We start from the raw sequence: 25,809 nt of genomic DNA, 5'->3' as shown, positions 1-25,809 counted from the left end.
TTATTGCACTGGCTTTACTCAATTACTTAGCTGACATTTTTATTAGGAGGTACACCGTAATCGTTATTCCCCTTATCGCCCTGAGTGAGCAACTGGATGGACACCATTATAAAACCAACGACCGGTATCAAAAACCAAAGTGCATACGCCCCCGTGATGTTCACATCATGAAGCCTCCGGAATGTCACTGACACCGCAGGGGGGATCATAAACAGCACATAAAAGCCAAATGGGACGATAAACCAAGGACTCGAAGAAACATCTGCCAGGTACGCTATCAAAATAGAGCCCCAAATCACCATGATGTCCATCACCACAAACGCCCAGTACTCTCTTCTACAGGCTCGCCCACTGAACTTGATATAGTTTTTCATCGCTTGAAAACACCAGTTCATCCTTAACCCCCTGTCGATCCATTTTTTTATCGCGCCTCTACACATGAAGAAGCGCAACGCATCCTATAAATGCCTGAAAAATCGAACTGTAGGATTAAGCTTAAACAGCGTTTCAAGCTGTACTCGATGCGAACTAATCAGCGTTTCGCTGCTCGCCATGCTTTGCCAAGTATTGATACAACCGCCAGCACGACGGCCCCTGCAATAATCCCCGCCACCGCATTCAGCAATGTCGGCATCAACCACGCCAGCGCCCCGGTGTTCTGGCTCACGGTTTCGATCCAATGATGCACCACCGGCACGCCATGAGTCAGGATCCCGCCGCCGACCATGAACATCGCCGCCGTGCCGATCACCGACAGGCTTTTCATCATGTACGGTGCCGCACTCAAGATGGCGCCGCCAATACTGCGCGCCACTTGGCCCGGCTTCTGGGTCAGCCACAGCCCCAGGTCGTCGAGCTTGACGATACCCGCGACCAACCCGTAGACGCCTGCGGTCATGACAATGGCGATGCCCGACAGCACGATCACCTGCTGGGTAAGCTGGGCGTCAGCGACGATGCCCAGGGTGATGGCGATGATTTCGGCCGACAGGATGAAGTCAGTGCGGATCGCGCCTTTGATCTTGTCCTTTTCGAAGGCCACCAGGTCCGTCGCCGGGTCGGCCACCGCTTCGCTTAACTGCGCGTGATCGGCCTGGTCTTCTGCCTTGCTGTGCAGGAACTTGTGCGCGAGTTTTTCAAAACCTTCGAAGCACAGGTAAGCGCCGCCCAGCATCAATAACGGGGTCACAGCCCAGGGGGCGAAGGCGCTGATCAGCAACGCCGTGGGCACCAGGATCAACTTGTTGACGAAAGAGCCCTTGGCCACCGCCCACACCACGGGAATTTCCCGCTCGGCGCGCACTCCGGAAACTTGCTGGGCGTTGAGCGCCAGGTCATCGCCGAGCACACCCGAGGTCTTCTTCGCCGCCATTTTTGTCATCAGTGCAACGTCATCGAGTACCGCGGCGATATCGTCGAGCAAAACCAACAAGCTGCTTCCTGCCATGAATCGGGTATCCGTAAAGTGAGAGATGGCGCGAGCATAGCGCGGCGCAACGCTTTGCGGGCACATTGTTGAGGCCCGCGGATGGCCGGTGCTACCATGCGCGACCGCCTGTCCTGGCAAGGAAGTTCCTGGTTTATGAGCACCATTCGCGAGCGCAACAAAGAAAAGATCCTGCGGGCGGCAAGCGAGGAGTTTGCCGACAAGGGCTTCGCCGCGACCAAAACCAGCGACATCGCCGCCAAGGCAGGGCTGCCCAAGCCCAACGTCTACTACTACTTCAAGTCCAAGGACAACCTCTACCGCGAGGTGCTCGAGAGTATTATCGAGCCGATCCTGGCCGCTTCCACGCCATTCAACCCCGAGGGCGAGCCCAAGGAAGTATTGAGCAACTATATTCGCTCGAAAATCCGCATCTCCCGCGACCTGCCGTTTGCTTCCAAGGTGTTCGCCAGCGAAATCATGCACGGCGCTCCCCACCTCAGTGCCGAGCAGGTCGAACAGCTCAATGCCCAGGCCAAGCACAATATCGACTGCATCCAGCATTGGGTGGAACGTGGCCTGATCGCGAAGATCGAGCCTAATCACCTGATGTTCAGCATCTGGGCGGCGACCCAGACCTATGCCGATTTCGACTGGCAGATTTCGGCGGTGACCGGCAAGGCCAAGCTGGATGAGGCGGATTATGAAGCGGCGGCGCAGACGATTATTCGGTTGGTGCTCAAGGGGTGTGAGCCGGACTGATGCACCGCCGTGCCTGGGCTAATCGGGGGCAAGCCCCCTCCCACACTTTGATTGGGTTCGCAGATTTCTGTTTGTGAATACAGTCAAATGTGGGAGGGGGCTTGCCCCCGATGCTTTTCAAGATCACCCAAAAATCAAGCTGACACCCCCGCATCCGCCATCAACCCCACCCCCTCGATCGCCGTGATCGCGCACTGCTCATCAATATCCGATGTATCCCCGCTGATCCCGATCGCCCCCAGCACCACACCGTCCTGATTCCGGATCAATACCCCACCCGGCGCCGGCACCACGCTGCCCTGCCCCAGGCTGTTCAGCGCCGCGATAAACGCCGGCCGCTGCTGCGCATCCAGCGCCAGCAGCCGCGAGCCTTTGCCCAGGGCAATCGCGCCCCAGGCTTTACCGATGGCGATCTGCGGGCGCAGCAGGCTGGCGCCGTCTTCGCGTTGCAGGGCGACCAAGTGGCCGCCACTGTCGAGCACCGCGATGGTCAGTGGCGCGGCGGCAATGGTGCGGCCTGCGGCCAGGGCCTGGCTGGCCAGTTGGGTGGCAAGTTTCAAGGTTAAAGCGCTCATGGTGCCGTCCTTCTTTTTATTGGGAATGCGGTGGAGGTCTGTTTGATCAGCTGCTTGATCGAACAAATAGAACACAATGACATTTGTTTTTGTATACAATATTTCCAAACAAACCGTCCATACGTCGAAAAAAGCCGTTCCGACGAACGCAAAGGCCAGTTTACAAAATGCATTGACCTGCGCAGCTCGCCGTGAATACACTTTGTCCAGACACCACTTGTATACAATTACAAAACGCAAGAGGCACCAAAACCATGAGCAAAATGAGAGCAATCGAAGCCGCCGTCCTGGTGATGCGCCGTGAAGGGGTAGACACCGCCTTCGGTATCCCAGGCGCCGCGATCAACCCGCTGTATTCGGCCTTGCAGAAGGTGGGTGGCATCGATCACGTCCTTGCTCGCCACGTTGAAGGCGCCTCACACATGGCCGAGGGCTACACCCGCACCAAGGCCGGCAATATCGGCGTGTGCATCGGCACCTCGGGCCCGGCGGGCACTGATATGGTCACCGGCCTGTACAGCGCCTCGGCCGACTCGATCCCAATCCTGTGCATCACCGGGCAAGCGCCCCGCGCGCGGATGCACAAGGAAGACTTCCAGGCCGTGGACATCACCAGCATCGTCAAACCGGTGACCAAGTGGGCGACCACCGTGCTCGAACCCGGCCAGGTGCCCTACGCGTTTCAGAAAGCCTTCTATGAAATGCGCTCCGGCCGTCCTGGCCCGGTGTTGATCGACCTGCCGTTCGACGTGCAGATGGCCGAAATCGAATTCGACATCGACGCCTACCAGCCGCTGCCCCTGGCCAAGCCATTGGCGACACGCATCCAGGTGGAAAAGGCCCTGGCCCTGCTCGACCAGGCCGAACGCCCACTGCTGGTGAGCGGTGGCGGCGTGATCAACGCTGACGCCAGCGAGTTGCTGGTGGAATTCGCTGAACTCACCGGCATCCCGGTGATCCCGACCCTGATGGGCTGGGGCACTATCCCTGACGATCACCCGCAGATGGTCGGCATGGTCGGCCTGCAAACCTCCCACCGCTATGGCAACGCGACGATGCTCAAGTCGGACGTAGTGCTGGGCGTCGGCAACCGCTGGGCCAACCGCCACACCGGTTCGGTGGAGGTGTATACCGAAGGCCGCAAATTCATCCACGTCGACATCGAGCCCACCCAGATTGGCCGCGTATTCACCCCAGACCTGGGCATCGTGTCCGACGCCGGCGCCGCGCTGACGATGTTCATTGAAGTCGCCCGCGAGTGGAAAGCCGCCGGCAAGCTCAAGGACCGCAGCGCCTGGCTCCATGATTGCCAGCAGCGCAAGGCCACCCTGCACCGCAAGACCCACTTCGATAACGTGCCGGTCAAGCCGCAACGGGTGTACGAAGAGATGAACCAGGTGTTCGGCAAAGACACCTGCTACGTAAGCACCATTGGCCTGTCGCAGATCGCCGGCGCGCAGTTCCTGCATGTATACAAGCCACGCCACTGGATCAACTGCGGCCAGGCCGGGCCCTTGGGCTGGACGATTCCGGCGGCGCTCGGGGTGGTCAAGGCCGACCCGAGCCGCAAAGTGGTGGCCCTGTCGGGCGACTACGACTTCCAGTTCATGATCGAAGAGCTGGCCGTGGGCGCGCAATTCAAGCTGCCGTATATCCACGTGGTGGTGAACAATTCCTATCTGGGCCTGATCCGCCAGGCGCAACGCGGCTTTGAAATGGACTACTGCGTGCAGCTGTCTTTCGACAACCTCAACGCACCCGAACTCAACGGCTATGGCGTGGACCACGTCGCGGTTGCCGAAGGCCTGGGTTGCAAGGCGTTGCGTGTATTCGAGCCGAGCCAGATCCAGCCGGCGCTGCGCCGCGCTCAGGAAATGATTGAAGAATTCAAGGTGCCGGTGATCGTTGAGATTATTCTGGAGCGCGTGACCAATATTTCCATGGGCACCGAGATCAACGCCGTCAACGAATTCGAAGACCTGGCCCTGGTCGGCAATGACGCACCGACCGCCATTTCCCTGCTCGATTAAGGAGAACCCTATGCCGCGCTTTGCCGCCAACCTGTCCATGTTGTTTACCGAACAGGATTTCCTTGCCCGCTTCAAAGCGGCCGCCGATGCCGGCTTCGAAGGGGTGGAGTACCTGTTCCCGTACGAATTCAGCTCCGCTGAGATCAAGGCGCAGCTCGACGCCAACGGCCTGACCCAGGTGCTGTTCAACCTGCCGGCCGGCGACTGGGCCAAAGGCGAACGCGGCCTGGCCTGCCACCCCGACCGGGTCGAGGAATTCCGCGCCGGGGTCAAGCTGGCCATCGCCTACGCCCAGGTGCTGGGCAATACCCAGGTCAACTGCCTGGCGGGCATTCGGCCGCACGGCGTGGATGACGAAACCGTGGAGAAAACCTTCGTCGCCAACCTCAAGTACGCCGCCGACAAATTGCAGGCAGCGGGCATCAAGCTGGTGATGGAGATGATCAACACCCGCGACATTCCGGGTTTCTACCTCGACACCACCGCGCAGGCTCTGTCGATCCGCGAGCAGGTGGGCAGTGACAATCTGTTCCTGCAATACGACATCTATCACATGCAAATCATGGAGGGCGACCTAGCCCGCACCATGGCCACGCACCTGGGTGTGATCAACCACATTCAGTTGGCCGACAACCCAGGGCGCAACGAGCCGGGCACCGGTGAGATCAACTACCGCTTCCTGTTCGAGCACTTGGACCGCATCGGTTACACGGGATGGGTCGGCTGTGAGTACAAGCCGCTGACCACCACCGAAGCGGGGCTTGGCTGGCTCAAAAGCCACAATGCCATCTAGCAGACACAACACCAAACAATGTGGGAGGGGGCTTGCTCCCGATAGCAATGTTTCATTCGAAAGGTGTGTCGACTGATGCACCGCTATCGGGAGCAAGCCCCCTCCCACATTTGGACCCGCTGTGTTTGGCAGACCTCACCCAGTCTGCCTATCGAATAAAAAAGAGGACTTCATCATGGCTAAAATCGGATTCATCGGCACCGGCATCATGGGCCAACCCATGGCCGCGAACCTGCAGAAAGCAGGTCACCAACTGTTTCTCTCCGAACATCATGGCAAGGCCCCGGCTGAACTGATCAGCGCCGGCGCGGTGGCCTTGGCCAACCCGCAGCAAGTCGCCCAGGAAGCCGAGTTCATCATCGTCATGGTGCCCGACACTCCACAGGTCGAGGACGTGCTCTTGCGCGCCGACGGCGTGGCCGCCGGCCTGTCGCCGAACAAGGTGGTGATCGACATGAGCTCGATCTCCCCCACCGCCACCAAGGCGTTCGCTGCGAAGATCAATGCGACCGGCGCGCAGTACCTGGATGCCCCAGTGTCCGGTGGTGAAGTCGGCGCCAAGGCCGGCACCCTGAGCATCATGGTTGGTGGCGAACCGCAGACCTTCGAACGCGCACTGCCGCTGTTCCAGGCGATGGGCAAGAACATCACCCTGGTGGGCGGTAACGGGGATGGCCAGACCGCCAAGGTCGCCAACCAGATCATCGTGGCCCTGAATATCCAGGCGGTGGCCGAAGCGCTGCTGTTCGCCTCGAAAAACGGCGCCGACCCGGCCAAGGTGCGTGAAGCGCTGATGGGCGGCTTTGCCTCGTCGAAGATCCTGGAAGTGCATGGCGAACGCATGATCAAGGGCACCTTTGACCCAGGCTTTCGTATCAATCTGCACCAGAAGGACTTGAACCTGGCCCTGGCCGGGGCGAAAGAGTTGGGGATCAACTTGCCGAACACCGCCGGCACCCAACAAGTGTTCAGCACCTGCGCGGCGCTTGGTGGCGGTAACTGGGACCACTCGGCGCTGATCAAGGGGTTGGAGCATATGGCGAATTTCTCGATTCGCGATAAATAAGCAACACCACTCTCCCCTGTTGAAATGCATTCAAAGGTGGGAGGGGGCTTGCTCCCGATTGCGGTGTGTCAGGTTATGGATGAGGTGACTGAAACACTGCTATCGGGGGCAAGCCCCCTCCCACATTTGGCCCTCATTTCATAGCTGGGTTGTTGCACCTCTAATAACAAAAATTCCCTCGGGAGCCCGCTTATGTCGGTCGATCCGCAACACCTGCTTCGCGAGCTGTTTGCCACAGCCATCGACGCCGCCCACCCCCGGCAAGTCCTTGAACCTTACCTGCCCGCCGACCGCAGCGGCCGGGTGATCGTGATCGGCGCCGGCAAGGCTGCAGCCGCCATGGCGCTGGTTGTGGAGGACTGCTGGCAGGGCGAGGTTCGCGGCCTGGTCGTCACTCGCTACGGCCATGGTGCGCCGTGCCAGAAAATCGAAGTGGTCGAGGCCGCCCATCCCGTGCCCGACGCTGCCGGCCTCGCCGTGGCCAAGCGCGTGCTGGACCTGATCAGCCATCTGACCGAAGACGACCGCGTGATTTTCCTGCTCTCCGGCGGCGGTTCCGCGTTGCTCGCCCTGCCCGCCGAAGGCATCACCCTGGCCGACAAGCAAAGCATCAACAAAGCCCTGCTCAAGTCCGGCGCCACCATTGGCGAGATGAATTGCGTGCGCAAGCACCTCTCGGCGATCAAGGGCGGGCGGTTGGCCAAGGCCGCGTGGCCGGCCACGGTCTATACCTACGCGATTTCCGATGTGCCGGGCGACCAGGCTACGGTGATCGCCTCCGGCCCCACGGTCGGCGACCCGAGCACCTCGCAACAGGCCTTGGCGATTCTCAAGCGCTACGGCATCGACGTGCCCGCCTCGGTGCGCAATTGGTTGCAGAACCCCGCGTCGGAGACCGTCAAGCCTGGCGACCCGCTACTCGCCCGCAGCCACTTCCAGTTGATCGCCCGGCCGCAGCAATCCCTGGAAGCGGTGGCGGTAAAAGTACGCCAGGCCGGGTTCAGCCCGCTGATCCTCGGCGACCTCGAAGGTGAAGCGCGCGAGGTGGCCAAGGTGCACGCCGGCATCGCCCGGCAAATCGTGCAGCACGGCCAGCCATTGGCCGCGCCGTGTGTGATTCTCTCCGGCGGCGAAACCACCGTCACCGTGCGCGGCAATGGCCGTGGCGGGCGCAACGCGGAGTTTCTGCTCAGCCTCACCGACAGCCTCAAGGGCCTGCCCGGCGTCTACGCCCTGGCCGGCGATACCGATGGCATCGACGGCTCGGAAGACAACGCCGGCGCGATCATGACCCCGTGCAGCTACCGCCGCGCCGAAGCCCTGGGCCTGAGCGCCAGCGACGAGCTGCACAACAACAACGGCTACGGTTATTTCGCCGCGCTCGACGGGCTGATCGTCACCGAGCCGACCCGCACCAACGTCAACGACTTCCGCGCCATCCTGATCCTCGAGACCGCCAAACATGACGCCTGACAAGAAGGTCAAAATCCTCGCCACCCTGGGCCCGGCCACTGATGGGATCGATGACATCCGCGAGTTGGTGGAAGCCGGGGTGAATATCTTTCGCCTCAACTTCAGCCATGGCGACCACGCCGATCACGCGCAGCGCTACCAGTGGATTCGCCAGGTGGAGCGCCAGTTGAACTACCCGCTGGGCATCCTCATGGACCTGCAAGGGCCCAAGCTGCGCGTCGGGCGCTTTGCCGAGGGCAAGGTGCAACTGGTGCGCGGCCAGGCACTGCGCCTGGACTTGGATGAAACACCGGGCGATCAGCGTCGGGTCAACCTGCCCCACCCGGAAATCATCGCGGCACTGGAGCCGGGCATGGAGCTGTTGCTGGACGACGGCAAGCTGCGCCTGCGCGTGCTCACCCAGCATGCCGATGCCATCGACACCACGGTGCTCAATGGCGGCGAGCTGTCCGATCGCAAAGGCGTGAACGTGCCGCAGGCGCTGCTGGAACTCAGCCCGCTCACCGCCAAGGACCGCCGCGACTTGGCGTTCGGCCTGGAATTGGGCGTGGACTGGGTGGCGCTGTCGTTCGTGCAGCGCCCGGAAGATATCCGCGAAGCCCGCGAGCTGATCGGCGACAGGGCGTTTTTGATGGCCAAGATCGAGAAGCCTTCGGCGGTGCAACGGCTGCGGGAAATCGCCGAACTGAGCGATGCGATCATGGTGGCCCGCGGCGACCTGGGCGTGGAAGTGCCGGCCGAAAGCGTGCCGCAGATCCAGAAGGACATCATTAAAACCTGCCGCCAACTGGGTAAGCCGGTGGTGGTGGCAACACAGATGCTCGAGTCCATGCGCTTTTCCCCGGCACCGACCCGCGCCGAAGTCACCGACGTGGCCAATGCGGTGGCAGAAGGCGCGGACGCGGTGATGCTGTCGGCGGAAACCGCGTCGGGCGAGTACCCGCTGGAAGCCGTGCAGATGATGAGCAAGATTATCCGCCAAGTTGAAAACGGCCCGGACTACCAGGCCCAGCTGGATGTCAGCCGGCCCAGGGCGGACGCCACGGTGTCGGACGCCATCAGCTGTGCGATCCGGCGTATCAGCAGCATCCTGCCGGTGGCGGTGCTGGTGAACTACAGCGAGTCGGGCGCCTCCAGCCTGCGCGCGGCCAGGGAGCGGCCGGTGGCGCCGATCCTCAACCTCACGCCGAACCTGTCCACGGCGCGGCGTTTGAGCGTGGCATGGGGGGTGCACTCGGTGGTCAACGATCGGCTGCGCCAGGTGGATGAGGTGTGTTCCACCGCATTGGAGATCGCCCAGGCCCAAGGGATGGCGCAACGCGGGGATACGCTGGTGATTACCGCCGGGGTGCCGTTTGGGCAGTTGGGGTCGACCAACTCGCTGCGTATCGAAACCCTACTGTAGGAGCGAGCTTGCTCGCGAAGAACGTCAACGATGACGCAGGCATCCTGAATGCACGCGGTGCCCTTGGGTTTTTCGCGAGCAAGCTCGCTCCTACAGGGAGCTGCCATGCACAACCCCACCTGCCCCGACTGGGCCGAAGCCCTGCTCAACGGCTTCAGCCAGATTTTTCTCCAGCGCCATCCGCTGTGCGGCCTGCTGTGCCTGCTGGCGATCCTGATCGGCGCCCCGGCGTTGCTCGGCGGTGCCTTGCTGGGCGGCGTCGCGGGTTTGCTCACGGCCCAGCGCCGGGGTTACCCCAAGGCCGAACGCCAGGCCGGGCTGTATAGCTACAACGGCGTATTGCTGGGCTTGTTGATCAGCCAGCACTTCGCCTGGTCGGCCCTGGTGCCGCCACTGATCCTGGCGTGCGGCGGTGTGAGCGCGATGCTGGTGCGGCAGTGGTTGAAATACGCCGCCCAACCCCAGGATCTGCCCGCCTACACCGCACCTTTTGTCGGCCTGGGCTGGTTGTTGCTGGGCACCATGGCGCCCGCTACCTTGGCCCTGATCGAGCCCGATACCCTGACGGTACTCGCTGCGCCGTTCACCGGCCTGGCGCAAGTGATGCTATTGGACCAGCCCCTGGCCGGGGCCTTGATCGCCGTCGGCGTGCTACTGGCTGACCGCCGCGCCGCCGTGTGGGCACTGCTCGGCGCTATCGCCGGCGTACTGGTCGCCTTGCTGCTGGGCGAAACCAGCGGTGCCCTGCTCGGCCTGCACAGCTACAACCCGGCGCTCGCCGCCCTGGCGCTGAGCCAGGCACGGCGCCAACCCTGGTTGCCGCTGCTCGGCATCGGGCTGGCCATTCTGCTCACCCCAGGTTTTGCCGCGCTGCACCTGCCGGCGCTGACCGCGCCGTTCATTCTCAGCTGCTGGCTGGTGCGCGCCAGCCAGCGAATGCTGCGCAACCCGCGCATGGACAGGCCGTTCGAATCCCCCTAGGCTTTGCCGATATTCACTTCAGGCGGGATTTATGGACAGCAACAACGACTGGCGCCAGCGGCTCTACGTCATGGTTTTTCAAAGCGACACCGTCGCCGGGCGGCGCTTTGACGGCATCCTGTTGTTGATCATCCTCGCCAGCCTGGTGATCGTGATGCTCGACAGCATCGACCAGATCCACCAGAACTACGCCGACGTGCTGGCGTATATCGAGTGGGGCTTCACCCTCATCTTCCTGATCGAGTACGGCCTGCGGCTTTACTGCTCGCCCAAGCCATTGCGCTATGCGTTCAGCTTTTATGGGCTGGTGGATCTGCTCGCGATCGTTCCCGGCATCCTCGCGTTGTACTACAGCGACGCGCAGTACCTGCTGATTATCCGCATCATCCGTATGCTGCGGATCTTCCGCGTACTCAAGCTCAGCCCCTACCTCAAGCAGGCCAACTACCTGATGGCGGCGCTGCGCGGCAGCAAGCAGAAGATCGTGGTGTTCCTGGTGAGCGTGTGCACTCTGGTGACGGTGTTCGGCACCTTGATGTACGTGATCGAGGGCCCGGAACACGGGTTTACCAGCATTCCCAAGGGCATCTATTGGGCGATCGTGACGCTCACCACCGTGGGCTTTGGCGACATCGTGCCCAAGACTCCCCTGGGCCAGGTGATTTCCTCGCTGGTGATGATCACCGGTTACTCGATCATTGCCGTGCCCACCGGGATATTCACCGCAGAGCTGGCGAGCGCCATGCGCGGTGAGCAGCTGCAAACCGACTGCCCGGCCTGCAAGAAGAACAGCCACGAGCCCAATGCAGCGTTCTGCTCGCGTTGTGGCAGCAATCTGTTTAAGAAAGTGGAATAAGCAAAGTTCTTTTTAATCTTTAAGCGACTATGCGGCCCCGGCTATAGTCGCTGGCATTGTGCCTCCCCTCTTCTCTCGAACAACAAGGAATGAGCAGTGAAAAACATCCTCAGCGCCTCTCTCCTGGCCGCCAGCCTGGCCCTGGCCGGCGCCGTCCAGGCGGCACCGGTTACCCTGCTCAACGTCTCCTACGACGTGATGCGCGATTTCTACAAGGACTACAACGCCGCCTTCCAGAAGCACTGGGACGCCGAGCATCCGAATGACAAGCTGACCCTGCAGATGTCCTTCGGCGGCTCCAGCAAACAAGCGCGCTCGGTGATCGACGGCCTGCCGGCGGACGTGATCACCATGAACATGGCCACCGACATCAACGCCCTGGCTGACAACGGCAAACTGGTACCGGACAACTGGGTCACCCGCCTGCCGAACAACAGCGCGCCGTTCACTTCGGCCACGGTGTTCATCGTGCGCAAGGGCAACCCCAAAACCCTGAAAGACTGGCCGGACCTGCTCAAGGACGGCGTACAGGTGATCGTGCCCAACCCGAAAACTTCGGGTAACGGCCGCTACACTTACCTGTCGGCCTGGGGCTATGTGCTGAAGAACGGCGGCGATGAAGAAAAGGCCAAGACCTTCGTCGGCAAGCTGTTCAAACAGGCACCGGTACTCGACACCGGTGGCCGTGCCGCCACCACCACCTTCATGACCAACCAGATCGGCGACGTGCTGGTCACCTTTGAAAACGAAGCGGAAATGATCGCCCGTGAATTCGGCCGCGATCAGTTCGAAGTGATCTACCCAAGCGTCTCCGCCGAAGCTGAGCCGCCGGTGTCGGTGGTGGACAAAGTGGTCGAGAAGAAAGGCACCCGCCAGGCCGCTGAAGACTACCTGAAGTACCTGTGGTCGGCCGAAGGCCAGGAAATCGCCGCCAACAACTACCTGCGCCCGCGTGACCCGACAGTGCTGGCCAAGTACACCGACCGTTTCCCGAAAGTCGACTTCCTGTCGGTAGAGAAAACCTTTGGTGACTGGCGCACGGTGCAAAAAACCCACTTCAATGATGGCGGCGTGTTCGACCAGATTTACTCCGGCCAGTAAGCGTTCCTCAATACTGTGGGAGGGGGCTTGCTCCCGATAGCGGTGGGTCAGCCAGCACAGGCATTGACTGATCCACCGCTATCGGGAGCAAGCCCCTCCCACATTGGTTTTGTGTAGTGTCATTATTTCGCGGCATGACCGTTATCACTACAAGCGGCCTACTCACTGCCGGCCATTGTCTTTACCCTCTCCCGCCATCTTCCTTCGCTTTTATGAGAACACCATGAACGCTACCTCCCAGGCGACAGGCACCATGACCCGAGGCATGGTCATGCTGTTTGCGTTTTGCTGCGGCGCCATCGTCGCCAACATCTATTACGCGCAGCCGATCATCGAACTGATCGCGCCGGACATCGGGCTCACGCCGGCCATGGCCAGCCTGATTGTGTCGCTGACGCAGATCGGCTATGCCCTGGGCCTGTTCTTCCTGGTGCCGCTGGGCGACCTGCTGGAAAATCGCAGGCTGATGATCATCACCACCGTGGTGGCCATCGCCAGCCTGCTGGGCGCCGCGTTCACCGAGCAGCCCAACCTGTTTTTGCTGGTGTCGCTGCTGATCGGCTTCAGCTCGGTGTCGGTGCAGATCCTGATCCCGTTGGCCGCGCACCTGGCGCCTGCCGAGTCCCGTGGCCGGGTGGTCGGCAGCATCATGGGTGGCCTGCTGCTTGGCATTCTGCTGGCGCGACCGGTGTCCAGCGTGGTGGCGGACCACTTCGGCTGGCGTGCGATGTTCATGGCGGCGGCAGCATTGATGGTGTTCATCAGCGTGGTGTTGATGCTGACCATTCCCAAGCGCCAGCCGGACCACAGCGCCAGCTACGGCCAATTGCTGGGCTCGCTGGGCAGCCTGTTGCGGCACCAGCCGGTGCTGCGCCAGCGCGCGTTTTACCAGGGTTGCATGTTCGCCACCTTCAGCCTGTTCTGGACCGCTGCCCCACTGGAACTGGCACGCAATCATGGCCTGACCCAGAGCGAAATCGCGCTGTTCGCCCTGGTCGGTGCCCTGGGTGCCATCGCCGCGCCGATCGCCGGGCGCCTGGCCGACGCCGGCCACACCCACCGTGCGTCGCTGCTGGCGATGCTGTTTGCCGCGCTGAGCTTCCTGCCGGCCTTCGTGCACCCCCTGTACAGTGTGATCGGCCTGGCGGTGACCGGCGTGGTGCTGGACTTCTGCGTGCAGATGAACATGGTCCTCGGCCAGCGCGCCGTCTACGCCCTCGACGCTCAAAGCCGCAGCCGCCTGAACGCGCTGTACATGACCAGCATCTTCATTGGCGGCGCCTTCGGCTCGGCGATTGCCAGCAGCGTGTATGAACACGGCGGTTGGCTGGGGGTTATGCTGGTGGGCAGTGCGTTCCCGCTGGTGGCGCTGTTGCGGTTCCTCAGTGCGTCGCGGCAGGTGACGGTCGCAACCGCTTAAGACCGCACCAACTTCTCCAACGCCGCGTCCGCCAGAAATGACGAGCGGCTTTTGACTTTATGCTCGCGCACGTAACGGTCGATACGCTGGATGACATAGCCGGGCAAGGTCACATTGACCTTCTCGGTCTTGCCCAGATAGGGCGAGATATCCAGTTCCAACATGCCCCAGCCCATGCCGGCGTAGTCTTCATGGGCGTGATGATTGGCGACTGAGGTTGGCATCGGAATCACTCCGCCCTCGGCGGCGATCTCCTGCAGCATGATGTGTGCAACCTCCACGGCCGCGTTATACGCCTCTTCAAAACTGTCCCCGGCGGTGACAGCACCCGGAATATCGGGGATCTGGATACCGGTGGCGGTGAAGTCATCGCCCCATTCGATACAGATTGGGTATTGCATGCATGCTCTCCTTAAAACTGAAACAGCCCGGCGCGTTTCCTGATGCTTCTGACGGTGCCCAAAGGCAGATCCTTCTTCGGATGAGGCACCGGGATCGTGTACGGGTTATAGCGGTGGGTAAAAATGTGATGGCTGCCGGTGACGCGATCCAGCACCCAACCCGCTTCCAGCAATTCCTTGATCAATAGCCTGCTTTGCACCGCCGCCTCCTTGGCTCGGACTGGATAAAAATAACTCTAGAGTTATCTTTACTCAAGCACAGAATTGACTGGTCTGACTGGCGGTTGTTTTACTGAATATGCACAACGGAAGGCGCGCCTGGTGGCGCGGTGGGTGATATCAAAGAGATCTAGGGTAGGCGTTTCGACGCAGTATCGGGCTCAGGCCGAGTGCCCGTGGGCCAGGCAGCAGAGCAAGCGCTCGACGGTATGCTCCAGCGGGCCGGAATTATCCAACACGAATAACCCTTCGCCATTGGCGGTGATCAGTTCCTCGGTGAACCGCACGTTGCGTGCCAGGCGTTCCTCAATATCGGCCAATGACTCACGTGCGCGTGCGATCAAACGCTGGCGCAACACCACCTGATCGACCGTCAGCAACAACACCAGCAACGTCGGATAACGCTCACGGGTTTGCGCCAGGTGTGCGCGCGAACCATTGACCAGCACGTCCTCCCCGGCCGCCAGCCATTCATCGATCTGCTTGGGAATGCCGTAGGACAACCCATTGGCCTGCCAACTGAGGGCAAATTCGCCTTGCGCCTGCATCGCCCCAAACTGCGCCGGGCTCACGCCCAACGCCGCTTCACCCACCGCTTCCGCAGACCGGGTGATGACGCGGCGCACAATGCGGCAACCGCGCTCGGCCAAACGCGGGCGTGCGGCATCCAGCAGGCTGTCCTTGCCCGAACCCGATGGCCCGATGAGATAGATCAACCTGCCTGCCATTACCACATCCTCTTTGCTTGCTTGCGCACTGGTTGGCCCACTGTACCGGTTTGCCCGGTACCGCAGAGTATATCCAGCGATTGCTCGGCAACCAGGTCGGCGGTGGTCACCTTACCGGGAAAGCGTGAGCCATGACAGACGTGGGTGGCTGAGCTGCTTGCTGGTCTCACGCTTGAGCCAGACAGGATCGTTCCCACGCTCTGCGTGGGAATGCTGCCCTGGACGCTCCGCGTCCTGCTTTTTGCGCACTGGTGACGCCAAGCGTCACGGGATGCATTCCCACGCTCTGCGTGGGAACGATCAAGCGTGGGCCGTGACAGGCGTGGATGGTCGCGCTGCTTCCTCGTCTCAATCAGACGGCGCAACGCTTGATCCAGACAGGAATTTTCCTACGATCTGCGTGGCTTGCAGTTGCTATAACGCACCGTTAGCCTCTCGCAGTCGCTGCTCATCAGCGATCAGGCTTGGTCGCCTGGGTTAGAATGGCGCACCGTGCCGCGCAAGCGGCATTCTTGTGCTCGCGTTATGGCGAGCTGTGCGCGGGAGGGCTTAGGGCCCTGCCGGGTTTCCATTCCCTGGTCGACCAACCTGCGTACAGCTCGCCACCCTTCTGCTTGGTCGCGGATGTGGTGAGCTCCAACTGAATGGAGACTGACTGCATGAAAAAGGTTACGCCAAATCCCCCACCATCCCGTCCGGATGACATCCCTCAAACCCCGCCCAACCTCATCTTCACCGTACGACCCGGCCTTAGCACCGAAGCGGCGTTAAGCAATGCCAGCGAGATGCTGGGGTCGGCGACTGTATGTGCGTACGACTGCGCCGAGCATTTGGATGGCTCAGGCCGCAAGCAAGTGCTGGCGGTCGTGCAGATGATGGAAATTGCGCAGTTATTGGTGGATGAAGCGTTGAACCGGGAGTGTCCTGTCGCTTGATAACAGGATCGTTCCCACGCTCTGCGTGGGAATGCCACCCTGGACGCTCCGCGTCCTGCTTTTTGCGCACTGGTGACGCGGAGCGTCACGGGATGCATTCCCACGCGGAGCGAGGGAACGATCATTTTACAGTCATGAAAAAGGCGACCCTCAGGTCGCCTGTCGTCATTGCGCGTACTGCTTGCTCAACCCCGGCGGCACGCCTTGCACGTTGGTTTCTTCCCACGGCCCGTTCGGGCTGATGGAGCGGCTCCAGCCGTTGCTCCAGCGGTAGTAGGTGCGCTGGCGGTAGAAGGTGTCGGGCTGATCGTCGAGTACGTAGACCTGCATCTTGCCGTCCCAGTGGCTGGCGGCGCCAGGAGGTGGGGCGAAGGTCGGTGATTTGGTTGGCAGTGGTTTCGGCGGCGGGGTGACCGGGCCGGAGGGTTTGGTGGTCGGTTGCGTCGACGGGCCGGACGGCGGGATGGTCGGGCCGGAAGGCGCAGGAGGTGGGCGGTGGACCGCACAGGCGCTCAGGCCCAACACAAGGCTGAGCAGGGTGATACGTGCAAATGCGGTCATGGGCGTTTCCTCGAATTACTTATCCGGACTGTCGATGGTCAGCTGCTGCAGTGCAGTGGTGTTGCTGGCCAGGGGTTGGCTGCGGCCGATCCACTCGCCAGCGGTTGGAACACCTGCCCGGGATATGCGCGCAACCAGTTGGACTTCAGGGAAGTTGGACAGTTTCAACTGCGGCATCATCGCGTCGGCATCGCCCAGTTCCACGGTGACGGGCAGTTCGGCAACGCTGACACGCTTGGCCGCCAGGGGCGCCGGCGGGCCGCTGACGGCGCGGGCAAAGATGAACACGCTGTCGCCGGGCAGGGCCTTGGCTTTCACTTCGGCGGACAGGTCCACGCGTACCTTCAGCACGGCTTTTTGCGCGACAGTGCCGCCACTCTCCCTGAGCTTTTGCGCCGCGCGATCGATACCGCCTTGCAGCGCAACACGGGAATTGTCTTCGGGGGGCAGTTGCGCCAGCAGACGATTCCAGTAATCGATAGCCTCCTGATAGCGCTGGCCTTCGAAGGCGGCGATACCAAGCAGGCCAAGGCTGGTGACTTCCTTTGGATCGAGCTTCAAGGCTTCGTCGGTCAGCGCCTGGACCTTGGGTGACCACTGCTTGTTGTCAGCAAAATATTGCGCCTGAGCCCACTGCCCGAGCAGTTCGGGCTGGCGCCCGGCCAGGGCCACGGTGCGTTCGAAGACGTTGGCGGCATCGGCCGCACGGTCCTGGGCCATGTAGGCGCGCCCCAGGAAGTACAACCCTTCTGCTGAATCCGGTTGCGCAGCGGCGGCGCGTTCCAGGCGTCGGGTCATGTCGGCCATGGACACTGGCGGTTGGGAGAACTCACGGGCCAGTTCGACTTTGTCACTCGCGCCAAAATGCAGATACATGCCCAGGCCCAGCACCGGTACCAACACCGCCGCCAGTAATGGCAGCGGTTTGCCCAGGCGGGATTCGCGAGGCCTTTCCAGGCCCTCGGTGTCGGCCAGCAACTCACGCGCCGCTTCGGCGCGGCCGGTATCGAGTTGCGCGACATTCAACACGCCTTCGTCTTGCTGCACTTGCAGCTCGGCGACGCGTTCTTGATACAGCGCCACGTTCAGCGCGGTGCGATCCTCTTCACGCTGGGCGCGGCGGCCGCGCAAAACAGGGATCAACAGGAAACTCAGGGCAATCAACAGCAGCAGGCCGGCTGCGAGCCAGAAATCAATCATCAGTCTTGGTGTCCAGCAAGTGGTCGAGACGTTTACGCTCTTCAGGGGACAGCGCATCGGCGCCATCGGCAGGCGCGGCACGGCGGCGGCGCACGATCACGGCCATCACCACCACGCCAGCCAGCAACAGCCCGGCAGGGCCGAACCAGAGCAGCGCGGTCTTGCCAGTCAGGGCCGGTTTATAGCGCACGAAATCACCGTAGCGGTCGACCATGAAGTCGATGATCTGCTGGTTGTCCTTGCCCTCCCCCAGCATGCGGAAGATCTCTTTGCGCAGGTCAGCAGCGATGGGCGCGTTGGAGTCAGCGATGTCCTGGTTCTGGCACTTGGGGCAGCGCAGTTCCTTGGTCAGCTCGCGGAAACGCTCACGCTCGGCGTCGTTGGCGAATTCATAGGTGTCAATGGCGGCATGGGCCACACCGGCCAGTCCCAGCGCCAGCACAGCAGCCGCTAACAGGCGCTTCATGGCTTGGCCTCATCGACCAGCGCCTGGTACTTGGCCGCCAGTTGCTCGCGCCAGACCACCTCGTCGATCACGCCGACGTACTTGTCGCGGATCACGCCCTTGGCATCGATAAAGAAGGTTTCCGGCGCGCCGTACACGCCCAGGTTCAGGCCGAGGTTGCCGTCCTCATCGCGAATGTCCAGCTGGTACGGGTTGTGGAATTCGGCCAACCACTTCAAGGCCGCGGCATTGTCGTCCTTGTAGTTGATGCCGTAGATGACCACGCCTTGCTCGGCCAGTTTATTCAGCACCGGGTGTTCGACGCGGCAGGAGATGCACCAAGTGCCCCACACGTTGACCAGCGCCGGTTTGCCCAACAGGTCGGCGCGGGACAGCTGCTTGTCGCCCTGCACATTGGGCAGCGAGAATTCCGGGAACGGCTTGCCGATCATTGCCGACGGCAACTCGGCCGGGTCCAGGTACAGGCCGCGATAAAGGAACACCGCCACCACCAGGAACGCTGCCAGCGGCAACACCATCAACCAACGCTTCATACCGCTGCTCCCATACCGAGGGCTTCACGCACCCGACTCTTGACCTTGACCCGATAGCGCCGGTCCAGCGCGGCAAGCAAACCACCGAAACCGGTCAACAAACCGCCAAACCAGATCCAGCGCACGAACGGTTTCACATGCACGCGCACCGCCCAGGCGCCGTCGCCCAGCGGTTCACCGAGCGCCACATAAAGGTCACGAGTGAAACCCGCGTCGATGCCCGCTTCGGTCATCATTGAGCTCTGCACCGTGTACAGGCGTTTCTCCGGATGCAGCACGGCGATTTCCTTGCCGTTGCGCACGACGCGCACAGTGCCTTTGTCTGACGTGAAGTTCGGCCCTTCGAAATGCTTGGCGCCTTCAAAGATGAAGTGATAACCGGCCAGGTCCATGGACTCACCCGGCGCCAGGCGCAGGTCGCGCTCGGCGCTGTTCTGGCTCGACAGCACCACCCCCAGGGCACACACCGCGATGCCGAGGTGGGCGATCTGCATGCCCCAGTAGCTGCGGGTCAACGTCGGCAGGCCTTTGATCAAGCCCTTGTGACGGGTTTTGTCGGCAATGTCGCGCACACCGGCCAGCAATACCCAGGCCGCGAGCAGGAAAGTGGCAAGCACCGCCCAGTTGAAATCGCCGTAGGCCACCCCGGCGATCACGGCCAGGGCCACACTGCCCAGCAGCACCGGCATCAGCATGCCGGCCAGCCATTTCACCGGGGTGTCTTTCCAGCGCACCAGCATGCCGACCGCCATCACCACCATCAACAGGCCCATCAACGGAATGAACAAGGCGTTGAAGTACGGCGGCCCGACAGACAGCTTGGCCCCGCTCAAGGCATCCAGCACCAACGGGTACAGGGTGCCGAGCAGGATCATCGACGCGGCCACCACCAGTACCAGGTTGTTACCGAGCAGCAAGGTTTCCCGCGACCACAGGTTAAAGCCGACCTGGCTCTTGACCACCGGTGCGCGCAGGGCGAACAGCGTCAGCGAACCACCGACGACAAACAGCAGGAAGATCAGAATGAACACGCCGCGCGCAGGGTCCGACGCAAACGCGTGCACTGACGTCAGCACGCCCGAACGCACGAGGAAGGTGCCGAGCAGGCTGAGGGAAAATGCCGCGATGGCCAGCAGCACGGTCCAGCTCTTGAACACGCCACGTTTTTCGGTGACGGCCAGGGAGTGAATCAGCGCGGTGCCGACCAGCCAAGGCATGAACGACGCATTTTCCACCGGGTCCCAGAACCACCAGCCGCCCCAGCCGAGTTCGTAGTAGGCCCACCACGACCCCAGGGTGATACCGATACCCAGGAACGCCCAGGCGACGATGGTCCAGGGCCGCGACCAGCGCGCCCAGGCCGCATCCAGGCGCCCGCCGAGCAACGCGGCGATGGCGAAGGCAAAGGCCACGGAGAAGCCGACATACCCCATGTAAAGCATCGGTGGGTGCACGATCAGGCCGATGTCTTGCAGCAGTGGGTTGAGGTCATGCCCGTCCATCGGAACCTGCGGCAGGATGCGGCTGAACGGGTTGGACGTCATGATCAGGAACAGCAGAAACCCGATGCTGATCATGCCCATCACCGCCAGCACCCGTGCTAGCATGACTTGCGGCAATTGGCGCGAGAACACCGACACGGCGAAGGTCCAGCCGCCGAGGATCAACGCCCACAGCAGCAATGACCCTTCGTGGGCGCCCCACACGGCGCTGAACTTGTAGTACCAGGGCAGCGCGCTGTTGGAGTTATTGGCCACATAGGCGACGGAAAAATCGTCGGTCATGAAGGCGTAGGTCAGGCAGCCGAAGGCGAACAGCAGGAACGCGAACTGGCCCCAGGCGGCCGGCTGCGCCAGGCTCATCCACAGGCGGTCGCCGCGCCAGGCACCGAGCAGCGGCACCACGGCCTGGACGACGGCGAAGCACAGGGCGAGGATCATCGCCAACTGGCCCAGCTCAGGAATAAACAGTGCGGACGTCATCGCTTAGCCCTCCTTGGCAGGTGCCGGCATTGAGCCAGGCGCGGATTGGCCGCTGTCTTTCAACGCTTTGGTGACTTCCGGCGGCATGTATTTTTCATCGTGCTTGGCCAGCACTTCATCGGCCACCACCACGCCATTGGCGTTGAGTTTGCCCAGGGCGACGATGCCCTGGCCTTCGCGGAACAGGTCCGGGAGGATGCCGCGATAGGTGATGGTCACGGCTTTGTTGAAGTCGGTGACGACGAAGGTCACGTCCAGGGAATCGCCGGAGCGTTTCAGCGAACCCTTCTCCACCATGCCGCCGGCGCGGATGCGCGTGTCCACCGGCGCTTCGCCATTGGCGATCTGGGTTGGGGTGTAGAACAGGTTGATGTTCTGCTGCAGGGCACTCAGGGCCAGGCCCACGGCAATGGCGACGCCGGCGAGGATGGCAAGGATGATCAACAGACGCTTTCGGCGCAACGGATTCACTTATCGGTCTCCCGGCGCAGACGACGCGCCTCTTGTTGCAGGTAACGCTTGCGCGCCAGCAGCGGCGCGGCGACGTTGAGGGCCAGCACCGCCAGGCAGATGCCATAGGCCGTCCAGACATACAGGCCGTGATGGCCCATGGCGAGAAAATCGCTGAATGAAGCAAAACTCATGCAGGCGCTCCCAGGCTGGCTTGAACTTCGGCCTTGACCCAGCTAGTGCGGGCCTCACGCTTGAGCACTTCCAGGCGCATGCGCAGCAGCAGCACCGCGCCGAAAAAGCAGTAGAAACCCAGCACCATCAGCAGCAACGGCGCCCACATTTCCACCGGCATCGCCGGTTTTTCGGTGAGGGTGAAGGTGGCGCCCTGGTGCAGGGTGTTCCACCACTCTACCGAGTATTTGATGATCGGGATGTTGATCACGCCGACAATCGCCAGCACCGCGCAGGCCTTGGCGGCGCTGTCACGGTTGCTGATCGCGTTGCCCAGGGCAATCAGGCCGAAGTACAGGAACAGCAGGATCAACATGGACGTGAGCCGCGCATCCCACACCCACCACGAACCCCAGGTGGGTTTGCCCCAGATCGCGCCGGTGACCAGCGCCACGGCGGTCATCCACGCACCGATCGGCGCGGCACATTGCAGGGCGACATCGGCAAGCTTCATCTTCCAGACCAGGCCGACGATGCCGCACACCGCCAGCATCACGTAGCAGGACTGCGCCAGCATGGCGGCGGGCACGTGGATATAGATGATGCGAAAGCTGTTGCCTTGCTGGTAGTCCGGCGGCGCGAAGGCCAGACCCCAGACCAGGCCGGCGCCGATCAGCAGCACGGCGGCGGCGCTCAACCACGGCAGCAGCTTGCCGCTGATGCCATAAAACCATTTGGGCGAGCCGAGCTTGTGAAACCAGGTCCAGTTCATTGCTGTTTCTCACGGTTGCTGCTTGTCGTGGCAAGCAGCTTAGGGTCTTTACTGGCCAAGCGTGTAACGCCTGACCAGACCTCATTATTCGCCGACGCTGATCTTCAGGCCGGCCGCTATGGCAAAGGGTGTCAGGGTTACCGCCAGGGCGGCCAGGCTGCCAAGCCACAGAAGGTAACCGGTCGCCGGCATGCCCATCAGCGCAGCCTGCAAAGCACCGCTGCCGAGGATCAGAACCGGGATGTACAACGGCAGAATCAGCAGGGCCAGTAACAGGCCACCGCGCTTCAACCCGACGGTCAACGCTGCGCCCACCGCCCCCAACAGGCTGAGCACTGGCGTACCGAGTAACAAGGACAGGAGCAACACCGGCAAGCATTCAACCGGCAAACCCAGCATCAGCGCCAGCAGCGGCGAAAGCAAGACCAGCGCGAGGCCGGAAAAGGCCCAGTGTGCCAGTACCTTGGCCAATACCAGAAGGGGCAAAGGGTGCGACGAAAGGACCCATTGCTCCAGGGAACCGTCTTCGAAATCACTGCGAAACAGCCCGTCCAGCGAGAGCAGCACGGATAAAAGCGCCGCTACCCACACCAGTCCCGGGGACAAGGTTTGCAACAGTTTAGTCTCCGGACCGACCGCCAAGGGGAACAAGGCAACCACGATGGCGAAGAACACCAGCGGGTTGGCCAGTTCTGCCGGGCGACGGCACAACAGGCGTGCTTCGCGGGCGACCAGCAGCGCAAACACACTCATGCCGACCACCGCCCCAGATCCAGTTCACGGTAACCGGCGGGCCTGCGCGCCAGGGTGTGGTGGGTGGTGAGCACCACCAACCCGCCCTGCTCGCAATGCCGGGCCAGGTGTTCTTCCAATTGGGCCACGCCTTGTCTGTCGAGGGCGGTGAATGGTTCGTCGAGAATCCACAGCGGCGGGCCCGGCAAGTACAGGCGCGCCAGCGCGACACGACGCTGCTGGCCGGCGGAGAGGGCGTGACAGGGCACGTCTTCGAAGCCCTTGAGACCGACAGCTGCCAGGGCCTGCCAGATGGCATCGCGACCAGCGGGATGATGCAGCGCGCTGAGCCAACTGAGGTTTTCTTCTGCGGTGAGTACGTCCTTGATCCCGGCGGCGTGGCCGATCCAGATCAGGTTGCGGGCCAACTCGGTGCGCTGTTCATGCAGGGGCTTGCCGTTAAGCCGAACCTCGCCTGCCGTCGGCTGCATCAACCCGGCCAGCAAGCGCAGCAGGCTGGTCTTGCCACTGCCGTTGGGGCCGCTGATTTGCACCATGTCGCCACCCGCCAGGCGCAATTCGAGGTGTTCGAACAGCAGGCGCAGGTCGCGTTCACAGGCAAGCGCTACGGCTTCAAGAAGAGGGCTGGTCAAGAGATCGCGGGCCTTTACGGTTCAAGTCGGCGGTGCAGCGGCCGTTATAGAGAAATGCACAATAACGGCTTTGGCGACCGATTTTAGAGAGCTGGATCAAATAGTTGTGAGGTTTTTACCGCTCTCGTTGCAGACGGGCGGCATTATACATGCGATGCCCTACTCTAAAGAGGGCAATTTCCCCAGAGACGATGCGCACGATGACCGGTGAGATCAACCTTCCTACCCTGCCGCCAACCGCGACTTCAGGCCCCGCCCCGCTGCCTGCGGCCGGCGAACTGCTCAAGCTGCTGGAGCCGCAGACCGGCTTGATCGCGCCTGGAAAAACCGTCAACGCCGAGGTGATCGCGCTTAAACAAGGCGGCGAAGCCTTTCAGTTACTGTTGAAGTTGACGCTTGATGGCGGTCGCCAGACCCTGGTGCAAGCCAGCAGCGCCCAGCCGTTACCGTTGGGCAGTAACGTGGCCGTGGGCCAGACGCAAGCGGGCAACCTGACCCTCTCGCTGCAGCAGGCGTTGAGCGCCAATGTCGCCGCCCTCACCCGCATCGACACCGCCCAAATGCCGGTAGGCACGCTGCTGCAAGCCAAGGTGCTGACCACCCAGCTGCTGCCCCAGGGCAGCGCGCAGCCGGCGGTCTATCGCTCGCTGGTGAGCGTGCTCAATAACGCAATGACCACTGCCACCCTCACCGTGGAAAGCCCGCAGCCGTTAAGGGTTGGCAGCCTGCTCAGCGCGGTCGTGCAGGACGCGCAGACCCTGAGCTTCGTGCCCTTGAGCGGCATGAAGGATCAACTGGCTGTCGCGCAGCAGCTCTCGACCCAGCAAAGTCGCCAAGGCTCGCTGGATGCGGTGTTTACCGCCCTGCAAAACCTGCCCCGTGGCGACAGCACCTCCGCCGACCTGCGTGGGGCGGCCGAGCGTTTACTTGCGGCATTGCCCGACCTGGCGCAAGTCAGTAACCCCAAGGTATTGGCGCAACTGGTGCAGAACAGCGGGGCCTTTCTGGAGGCCAAGCTGCTTGCCGGGCAGAATCCGCAAATACCACCGCTGGACATGAAGGGCGCGCTGCTGCGCTTGGTCGCGGACCTGCTGCCTGCCCTGCCCGCCAGCACCAATCTGAATGCCATCCTCGCCGCCAATACCCTGGCCCAGGTATTGCCCAATTTTGTGCGCAGCCCGTTGGGCACCCTCGGTCAGGTCAGTGCGCGTCAGACGCCCGCGAGTTTCCCGCTGCCCGAGCGGCTGATGGCAAAACTGGAAGGCGAAGGCGACCTGGAAAACCTGCTGCGCCTGGCCGCCGGGGCGATCGCGCGCTTACAGAGCCATCAATTGTCGAGCCTGGAACAGACCGGCACCACCGCCGATGGCCGCCTGCAAACCACCTGGCAACTGGAAATCCCCATGCGCAACCTGCAGGACATCGTACCGCTGCAGGTGAAATTCCAGCGCGAGGAGCCGCCCGCGGATAAAGAGCAGCCCGACCGCAAAGAGCGCAAAGACCCCAAGCAGATGCTCTGGCGCGTGGAACTGGCGTTCGATATGGAGCCGTTGGGGCCGTTGCAGGTGCAGGCGCAACTGACTCAGGGCAAACTCTCAAGCCAGTTATGGGCGACACGGCCCTTTACCGCCAGCCTGATCGAAAACCACCTGGGCAGCCTGCGCGAACGCCTGGTGGCGTCCGGGCTTAACGTTGGCGACCTGGATTGCCACCTCGGCACCCCGCCGCGCGGGCCCAAAACCGGACTGGAACAACGCTGGGTGGATGAGACCGCATGAAGAACCCCTCACCTCCCCGCCAGGCGATCGCCCTCAAGTACGACGGCCAGCAAGCCCCCACCCTGACCGCCAAGGGCGATGAGGCCCTGGCTGAAGCGATCCTCAAGCTGGCGCGGGAAAATGAAGTGCCTATCTATGAAAACGCCGAATTGGTGAAGCTGCTGGCGCGCATGGAACTGGGGGACAGTATTCCGGAAGAGTTGTACCGCACGATCGCCGAAATCATCGCGTTTGCCTGGACCTTGAAGGGCAAGTTCCCAGTGGGCTATGACCCCGACGCGGGGCCGGTGGAGCGGGATGTGACGGAACGTGGCGACGACTACTGAATAAAGCCAGG

At 62.0% G+C, this 25,809-nt stretch carries 29 protein-coding genes; 13 read left to right on the top strand and 16 right to left on the bottom strand.

Annotation, left to right across the window (positions count from 1 at the left end; genetic code table 11):
- Nucleotides 1-26: 26 nt before the first annotated feature.
- Together C4J84_RS08815 and C4J84_RS08810 are read right to left on the bottom strand one after the other, a co-directional pair.
- Nucleotides 27-374, bottom strand: a complete 348-nt coding sequence (locus C4J84_RS08815; RefSeq protein WP_124370166.1) for a DUF805 domain-containing protein — start codon at nt 372-374, stop codon at nt 27-29.
- 158 nt (nt 375-532) lie between these two features.
- The gene (locus C4J84_RS08810; protein ID WP_124406718.1) at nt 533-1,447 is read right to left on the bottom strand and encodes a DUF808 domain-containing protein; all 915 of its coding nucleotides are present in this window, start codon (nt 1,445-1,447) and stop codon (nt 533-535) included.
- 135 nt (nt 1,448-1,582) lie between these two features.
- On the opposite strand from C4J84_RS08810, the gene C4J84_RS08805 reads away from it, so the two are divergent.
- Entirely contained in the window at nt 1,583-2,188 is a 606-nt protein-coding gene (locus tag C4J84_RS08805) for a TetR/AcrR family transcriptional regulator (protein ID WP_124370164.1), read from the top strand.
- Nucleotides 2,189-2,322: 134 nt separating this feature from the next.
- Here C4J84_RS08805 and C4J84_RS08800 read toward each other — a convergent pair whose 3' ends face one another.
- Nucleotides 2,323-2,763 carry a heme-binding protein gene (locus C4J84_RS08800; RefSeq protein WP_124435181.1) on the bottom strand — a complete coding sequence of 147 codons (441 nt, stop codon included), beginning with the start codon at nt 2,761-2,763 and terminating at the stop codon, nt 2,323-2,325.
- 254 nt (nt 2,764-3,017) lie between these two features.
- Between C4J84_RS08800 and gcl the strand changes: the two genes are divergently transcribed.
- From gcl to C4J84_RS08755, 9 genes are all read left to right on the top strand, one after another.
- Nucleotides 3,018-4,793 carry a glyoxylate carboligase gene (gene gcl / locus C4J84_RS08795; RefSeq protein WP_124429134.1) on the top strand — a complete coding sequence of 592 codons (1,776 nt, stop codon included), beginning with the start codon at nt 3,018-3,020 and terminating at the stop codon, nt 4,791-4,793.
- A gap of 10 nt (nt 4,794-4,803) precedes the next feature.
- The gene (gene hyi, locus C4J84_RS08790) at nt 4,804-5,586 is read left to right on the top strand and encodes a hydroxypyruvate isomerase (protein ID WP_124370161.1); all 783 of its coding nucleotides are present in this window, start codon (nt 4,804-4,806) and stop codon (nt 5,584-5,586) included.
- 175 nt (nt 5,587-5,761) lie between these two features.
- Nucleotides 5,762-6,652, top strand: coding sequence for a 2-hydroxy-3-oxopropionate reductase (locus tag C4J84_RS08785; RefSeq protein WP_124361963.1), 891 nt, complete (start codon nt 5,762-5,764; stop codon nt 6,650-6,652).
- 192 nt (nt 6,653-6,844) lie between these two features.
- Entirely contained in the window at nt 6,845-8,125 is a 1,281-nt protein-coding gene (locus C4J84_RS08780; RefSeq protein ID WP_124435180.1) for a glycerate kinase, read from the top strand.
- Nucleotides 8,115-9,530, top strand: a complete 1,416-nt coding sequence (gene pyk / locus C4J84_RS08775) for a pyruvate kinase (RefSeq protein WP_124435179.1) — start codon at nt 8,115-8,117, stop codon at nt 9,528-9,530. The genes C4J84_RS08780 and pyk overlap by 11 nt, the downstream gene beginning before the upstream one ends.
- Before the next feature lie 105 nt (nt 9,531-9,635).
- A complete protein-coding gene (locus C4J84_RS08770) occupies nt 9,636-10,511 on the top strand; it encodes an urea transporter (protein WP_124435178.1) in 876 nt (291 codons plus the stop codon).
- Nucleotides 10,512-10,542: 31 nt separating this feature from the next.
- The gene (locus tag C4J84_RS08765; protein ID WP_124429129.1) at nt 10,543-11,367 is read left to right on the top strand and encodes an ion transporter; all 825 of its coding nucleotides are present in this window, start codon (nt 10,543-10,545) and stop codon (nt 11,365-11,367) included.
- Nucleotides 11,368-11,463: 96 nt separating this feature from the next.
- Nucleotides 11,464-12,468: a sulfate ABC transporter substrate-binding protein gene (locus tag C4J84_RS08760; RefSeq protein WP_124435177.1), complete on the top strand. Its 1,005-nt coding sequence runs from the start codon at nt 11,464-11,466 to the stop codon at nt 12,466-12,468.
- Between the two features lie 223 nt (nt 12,469-12,691).
- Nucleotides 12,692-13,888 (top strand): MFS transporter, encoded by a 1,197-nt coding sequence (locus C4J84_RS08755; protein WP_124403547.1) that lies wholly within the window; start codon nt 12,692-12,694, stop codon nt 13,886-13,888.
- Here the strand turns inward: C4J84_RS08755 and C4J84_RS08750 are convergent.
- The 3 genes from C4J84_RS08750 to phnN all read right to left on the bottom strand — a co-directional run bounded on the left by C4J84_RS08750 (nt 13,885) and on the right by phnN (nt 15,236).
- Entirely contained in the window at nt 13,885-14,289 is a 405-nt protein-coding gene (locus C4J84_RS08750; RefSeq protein ID WP_048729935.1) for a type II toxin-antitoxin system HicB family antitoxin, read from the bottom strand. The genes C4J84_RS08755 and C4J84_RS08750 overlap by 4 nt on opposite strands.
- An 11-nt stretch (nt 14,290-14,300) precedes the next feature.
- Nucleotides 14,301-14,489, bottom strand: a complete 189-nt coding sequence (locus tag C4J84_RS08745; protein WP_057722727.1) for a type II toxin-antitoxin system HicA family toxin — start codon at nt 14,487-14,489, stop codon at nt 14,301-14,303.
- A 180-nt stretch (nt 14,490-14,669) separates the two neighbouring features.
- On the bottom strand, nt 14,670-15,236 hold the full coding sequence (phnN, locus tag C4J84_RS08740) for a phosphonate metabolism protein/1,5-bisphosphokinase (PRPP-forming) PhnN (protein ID WP_124409408.1): 567 nt from the start codon (nt 15,234-15,236) through the stop codon (nt 14,670-14,672).
- Between the two features lie 659 nt (nt 15,237-15,895).
- On the opposite strand from phnN, the gene C4J84_RS08735 reads away from it, so the two are divergent.
- Complete coding sequence (locus C4J84_RS08735; protein ID WP_124361953.1) at nt 15,896-16,171, top strand: DUF6124 family protein; 276 nt, start codon at nt 15,896-15,898, stop codon at nt 16,169-16,171.
- A gap of 165 nt (nt 16,172-16,336) precedes the next feature.
- On the opposite strand, the gene C4J84_RS08730 is transcribed toward C4J84_RS08735, so the two are convergent.
- The 10 genes from C4J84_RS08730 to ccmA form a co-directional block, all read right to left on the bottom strand.
- Nucleotides 16,337-16,732, bottom strand: a complete 396-nt coding sequence (locus tag C4J84_RS08730; RefSeq protein ID WP_124370154.1) for a hypothetical protein — start codon at nt 16,730-16,732, stop codon at nt 16,337-16,339.
- A 15-nt stretch (nt 16,733-16,747) separates the two neighbouring features.
- Entirely contained in the window at nt 16,748-17,932 is a 1,185-nt protein-coding gene (ccmI, locus tag C4J84_RS08725) for a c-type cytochrome biogenesis protein CcmI (protein ID WP_124435176.1), read from the bottom strand.
- Nucleotides 17,925-18,398 (bottom strand): cytochrome c-type biogenesis protein, encoded by a 474-nt coding sequence (locus C4J84_RS08720; RefSeq protein ID WP_124435175.1) that lies wholly within the window; start codon nt 18,396-18,398, stop codon nt 17,925-17,927. Before C4J84_RS08720 ends, ccmI begins: the two co-directional genes overlap by 8 nt.
- The gene (locus C4J84_RS08715; RefSeq protein ID WP_124435174.1) at nt 18,395-18,931 is read right to left on the bottom strand and encodes a DsbE family thiol:disulfide interchange protein; all 537 of its coding nucleotides are present in this window, start codon (nt 18,929-18,931) and stop codon (nt 18,395-18,397) included. Before C4J84_RS08715 ends, C4J84_RS08720 begins: the two co-directional genes overlap by 4 nt.
- Nucleotides 18,928-20,913: a heme lyase CcmF/NrfE family subunit gene (locus C4J84_RS08710; protein ID WP_124366411.1), complete on the bottom strand. Its 1,986-nt coding sequence runs from the start codon at nt 20,911-20,913 to the stop codon at nt 18,928-18,930. The genes C4J84_RS08715 and C4J84_RS08710 overlap by 4 nt, the downstream gene beginning before the upstream one ends.
- A gap of 3 nt (nt 20,914-20,916) precedes the next feature.
- The gene (gene ccmE, locus C4J84_RS08705; protein ID WP_124361947.1) at nt 20,917-21,384 is read right to left on the bottom strand and encodes a cytochrome c maturation protein CcmE; all 468 of its coding nucleotides are present in this window, start codon (nt 21,382-21,384) and stop codon (nt 20,917-20,919) included.
- Complete coding sequence (gene ccmD, locus C4J84_RS08700) at nt 21,381-21,557, bottom strand: heme exporter protein CcmD (RefSeq protein WP_057722744.1); 177 nt, start codon at nt 21,555-21,557, stop codon at nt 21,381-21,383. The genes ccmE and ccmD overlap by 4 nt, the downstream gene beginning before the upstream one ends.
- On the bottom strand, nt 21,554-22,309 hold the full coding sequence (ccmC, locus tag C4J84_RS08695; RefSeq protein WP_124429120.1) for a heme ABC transporter permease: 756 nt from the start codon (nt 22,307-22,309) through the stop codon (nt 21,554-21,556). The genes ccmD and ccmC overlap by 4 nt, the downstream gene beginning before the upstream one ends.
- Before the next feature lie 84 nt (nt 22,310-22,393).
- A complete protein-coding gene (gene ccmB, locus C4J84_RS08690) occupies nt 22,394-23,062 on the bottom strand; it encodes a heme exporter protein CcmB (RefSeq protein ID WP_124361944.1) in 669 nt (222 codons plus the stop codon).
- Nucleotides 23,059-23,694 carry a cytochrome c biogenesis heme-transporting ATPase CcmA gene (gene ccmA / locus C4J84_RS08685; RefSeq protein WP_124435173.1) on the bottom strand — a complete coding sequence of 212 codons (636 nt, stop codon included), beginning with the start codon at nt 23,692-23,694 and terminating at the stop codon, nt 23,059-23,061. The genes ccmB and ccmA overlap by 4 nt, the downstream gene beginning before the upstream one ends.
- A gap of 200 nt (nt 23,695-23,894) precedes the next feature.
- Between ccmA and C4J84_RS08680 the strand changes: the two genes are divergently transcribed.
- Entirely contained in the window at nt 23,895-25,472 is a 1,578-nt protein-coding gene (locus C4J84_RS08680) for a flagellar hook-length control protein FliK (protein WP_124370149.1), read from the top strand.
- Nucleotides 25,469-25,798, top strand: coding sequence for an EscU/YscU/HrcU family type III secretion system export apparatus switch protein (locus C4J84_RS08675; RefSeq protein WP_124366406.1), 330 nt, complete (start codon nt 25,469-25,471; stop codon nt 25,796-25,798). Before C4J84_RS08680 ends, C4J84_RS08675 begins: the two co-directional genes overlap by 4 nt.
- Nucleotides 25,799-25,809 lie beyond the last annotated feature (11 nt).

The sequence above is a fragment of the Pseudomonas sp. R11-23-07 genome (assembly GCF_003852295.1).
In the GTDB taxonomy this organism is placed as follows: domain Bacteria; phylum Pseudomonadota; class Gammaproteobacteria; order Pseudomonadales; family Pseudomonadaceae; genus Aquipseudomonas.
This window is presented reverse-complemented; position numbering and strand designations above follow the sequence as displayed.

Excerpts from the sequence above, each read along its gene's own strand:
- C4J84_RS08730 (WP_124370154.1), bottom strand. The coding sequence starts at position 16,732 with ATGACCGCATTTGCACGTATCACCCTGCTCAGCCTTGTGTTGGGCCTG.
- C4J84_RS08735 (WP_124361953.1), top strand. The coding sequence starts at position 15,896 with ATGAAAAAGGTTACGCCAAATCCCCCACCATCCCGTCCGGATGACATC.
- C4J84_RS08755 (WP_124403547.1), top strand. The coding sequence starts at position 12,692 with ATGAACGCTACCTCCCAGGCGACAGGCACCATGACCCGAGGCATGGTC.
- hyi (WP_124370161.1), top strand. The coding sequence starts at position 4,804 with ATGCCGCGCTTTGCCGCCAACCTGTCCATGTTGTTTACCGAACAGGAT.
- ccmI (WP_124435176.1), bottom strand. The coding sequence starts at position 17,932 with ATGATTGATTTCTGGCTCGCAGCCGGCCTGCTGCTGTTGATTGCCCTG.
- ccmC (WP_124429120.1), bottom strand. The coding sequence starts at position 22,309 with ATGAACTGGACCTGGTTTCACAAGCTCGGCTCGCCCAAATGGTTTTAT.
- C4J84_RS08805 (WP_124370164.1), top strand. The coding sequence starts at position 1,583 with ATGAGCACCATTCGCGAGCGCAACAAAGAAAAGATCCTGCGGGCGGCA.
- ccmB (WP_124361944.1), bottom strand. The coding sequence starts at position 23,062 with ATGAGTGTGTTTGCGCTGCTGGTCGCCCGCGAAGCACGCCTGTTGTGC.
- C4J84_RS08810 (WP_124406718.1), bottom strand. The coding sequence starts at position 1,447 with ATGGCAGGAAGCAGCTTGTTGGTTTTGCTCGACGATATCGCCGCGGTA.
- C4J84_RS08710 (WP_124366411.1), bottom strand. The coding sequence starts at position 20,913 with ATGACGTCCGCACTGTTTATTCCTGAGCTGGGCCAGTTGGCGATGATC.
- ccmD (WP_057722744.1), bottom strand. The coding sequence starts at position 21,557 with ATGAGTTTTGCTTCATTCAGCGATTTTCTCGCCATGGGCCATCACGGC.
- C4J84_RS08765 (WP_124429129.1), top strand. The coding sequence starts at position 10,543 with ATGGACAGCAACAACGACTGGCGCCAGCGGCTCTACGTCATGGTTTTT.
- phnN (WP_124409408.1), bottom strand. The coding sequence starts at position 15,236 with ATGGCAGGCAGGTTGATCTATCTCATCGGGCCATCGGGTTCGGGCAAG.
- C4J84_RS08680 (WP_124370149.1), top strand. The coding sequence starts at position 23,895 with ATGACCGGTGAGATCAACCTTCCTACCCTGCCGCCAACCGCGACTTCA.
- C4J84_RS08800 (WP_124435181.1), bottom strand. The coding sequence starts at position 2,763 with ATGAGCGCTTTAACCTTGAAACTTGCCACCCAACTGGCCAGCCAGGCC.
- C4J84_RS08780 (WP_124435180.1), top strand. The coding sequence starts at position 6,845 with ATGTCGGTCGATCCGCAACACCTGCTTCGCGAGCTGTTTGCCACAGCC.
- C4J84_RS08815 (WP_124370166.1), bottom strand. The coding sequence starts at position 374 with ATGAAAAACTATATCAAGTTCAGTGGGCGAGCCTGTAGAAGAGAGTAC.
- C4J84_RS08675 (WP_124366406.1), top strand. The coding sequence starts at position 25,469 with ATGAAGAACCCCTCACCTCCCCGCCAGGCGATCGCCCTCAAGTACGAC.
- C4J84_RS08715 (WP_124435174.1), bottom strand. The coding sequence starts at position 18,931 with ATGAAGCGTTGGTTGATGGTGTTGCCGCTGGCAGCGTTCCTGGTGGTG.
- C4J84_RS08750 (WP_048729935.1), bottom strand. The coding sequence starts at position 14,289 with ATGCAATACCCAATCTGTATCGAATGGGGCGATGACTTCACCGCCACC.
- C4J84_RS08785 (WP_124361963.1), top strand. The coding sequence starts at position 5,762 with ATGGCTAAAATCGGATTCATCGGCACCGGCATCATGGGCCAACCCATG.
- pyk (WP_124435179.1), top strand. The coding sequence starts at position 8,115 with ATGACGCCTGACAAGAAGGTCAAAATCCTCGCCACCCTGGGCCCGGCC.
- gcl (WP_124429134.1), top strand. The coding sequence starts at position 3,018 with ATGAGCAAAATGAGAGCAATCGAAGCCGCCGTCCTGGTGATGCGCCGT.
- C4J84_RS08720 (WP_124435175.1), bottom strand. The coding sequence starts at position 18,398 with ATGAAGCGCCTGTTAGCGGCTGCTGTGCTGGCGCTGGGACTGGCCGGT.
- C4J84_RS08770 (WP_124435178.1), top strand. The coding sequence starts at position 9,636 with ATGCACAACCCCACCTGCCCCGACTGGGCCGAAGCCCTGCTCAACGGC.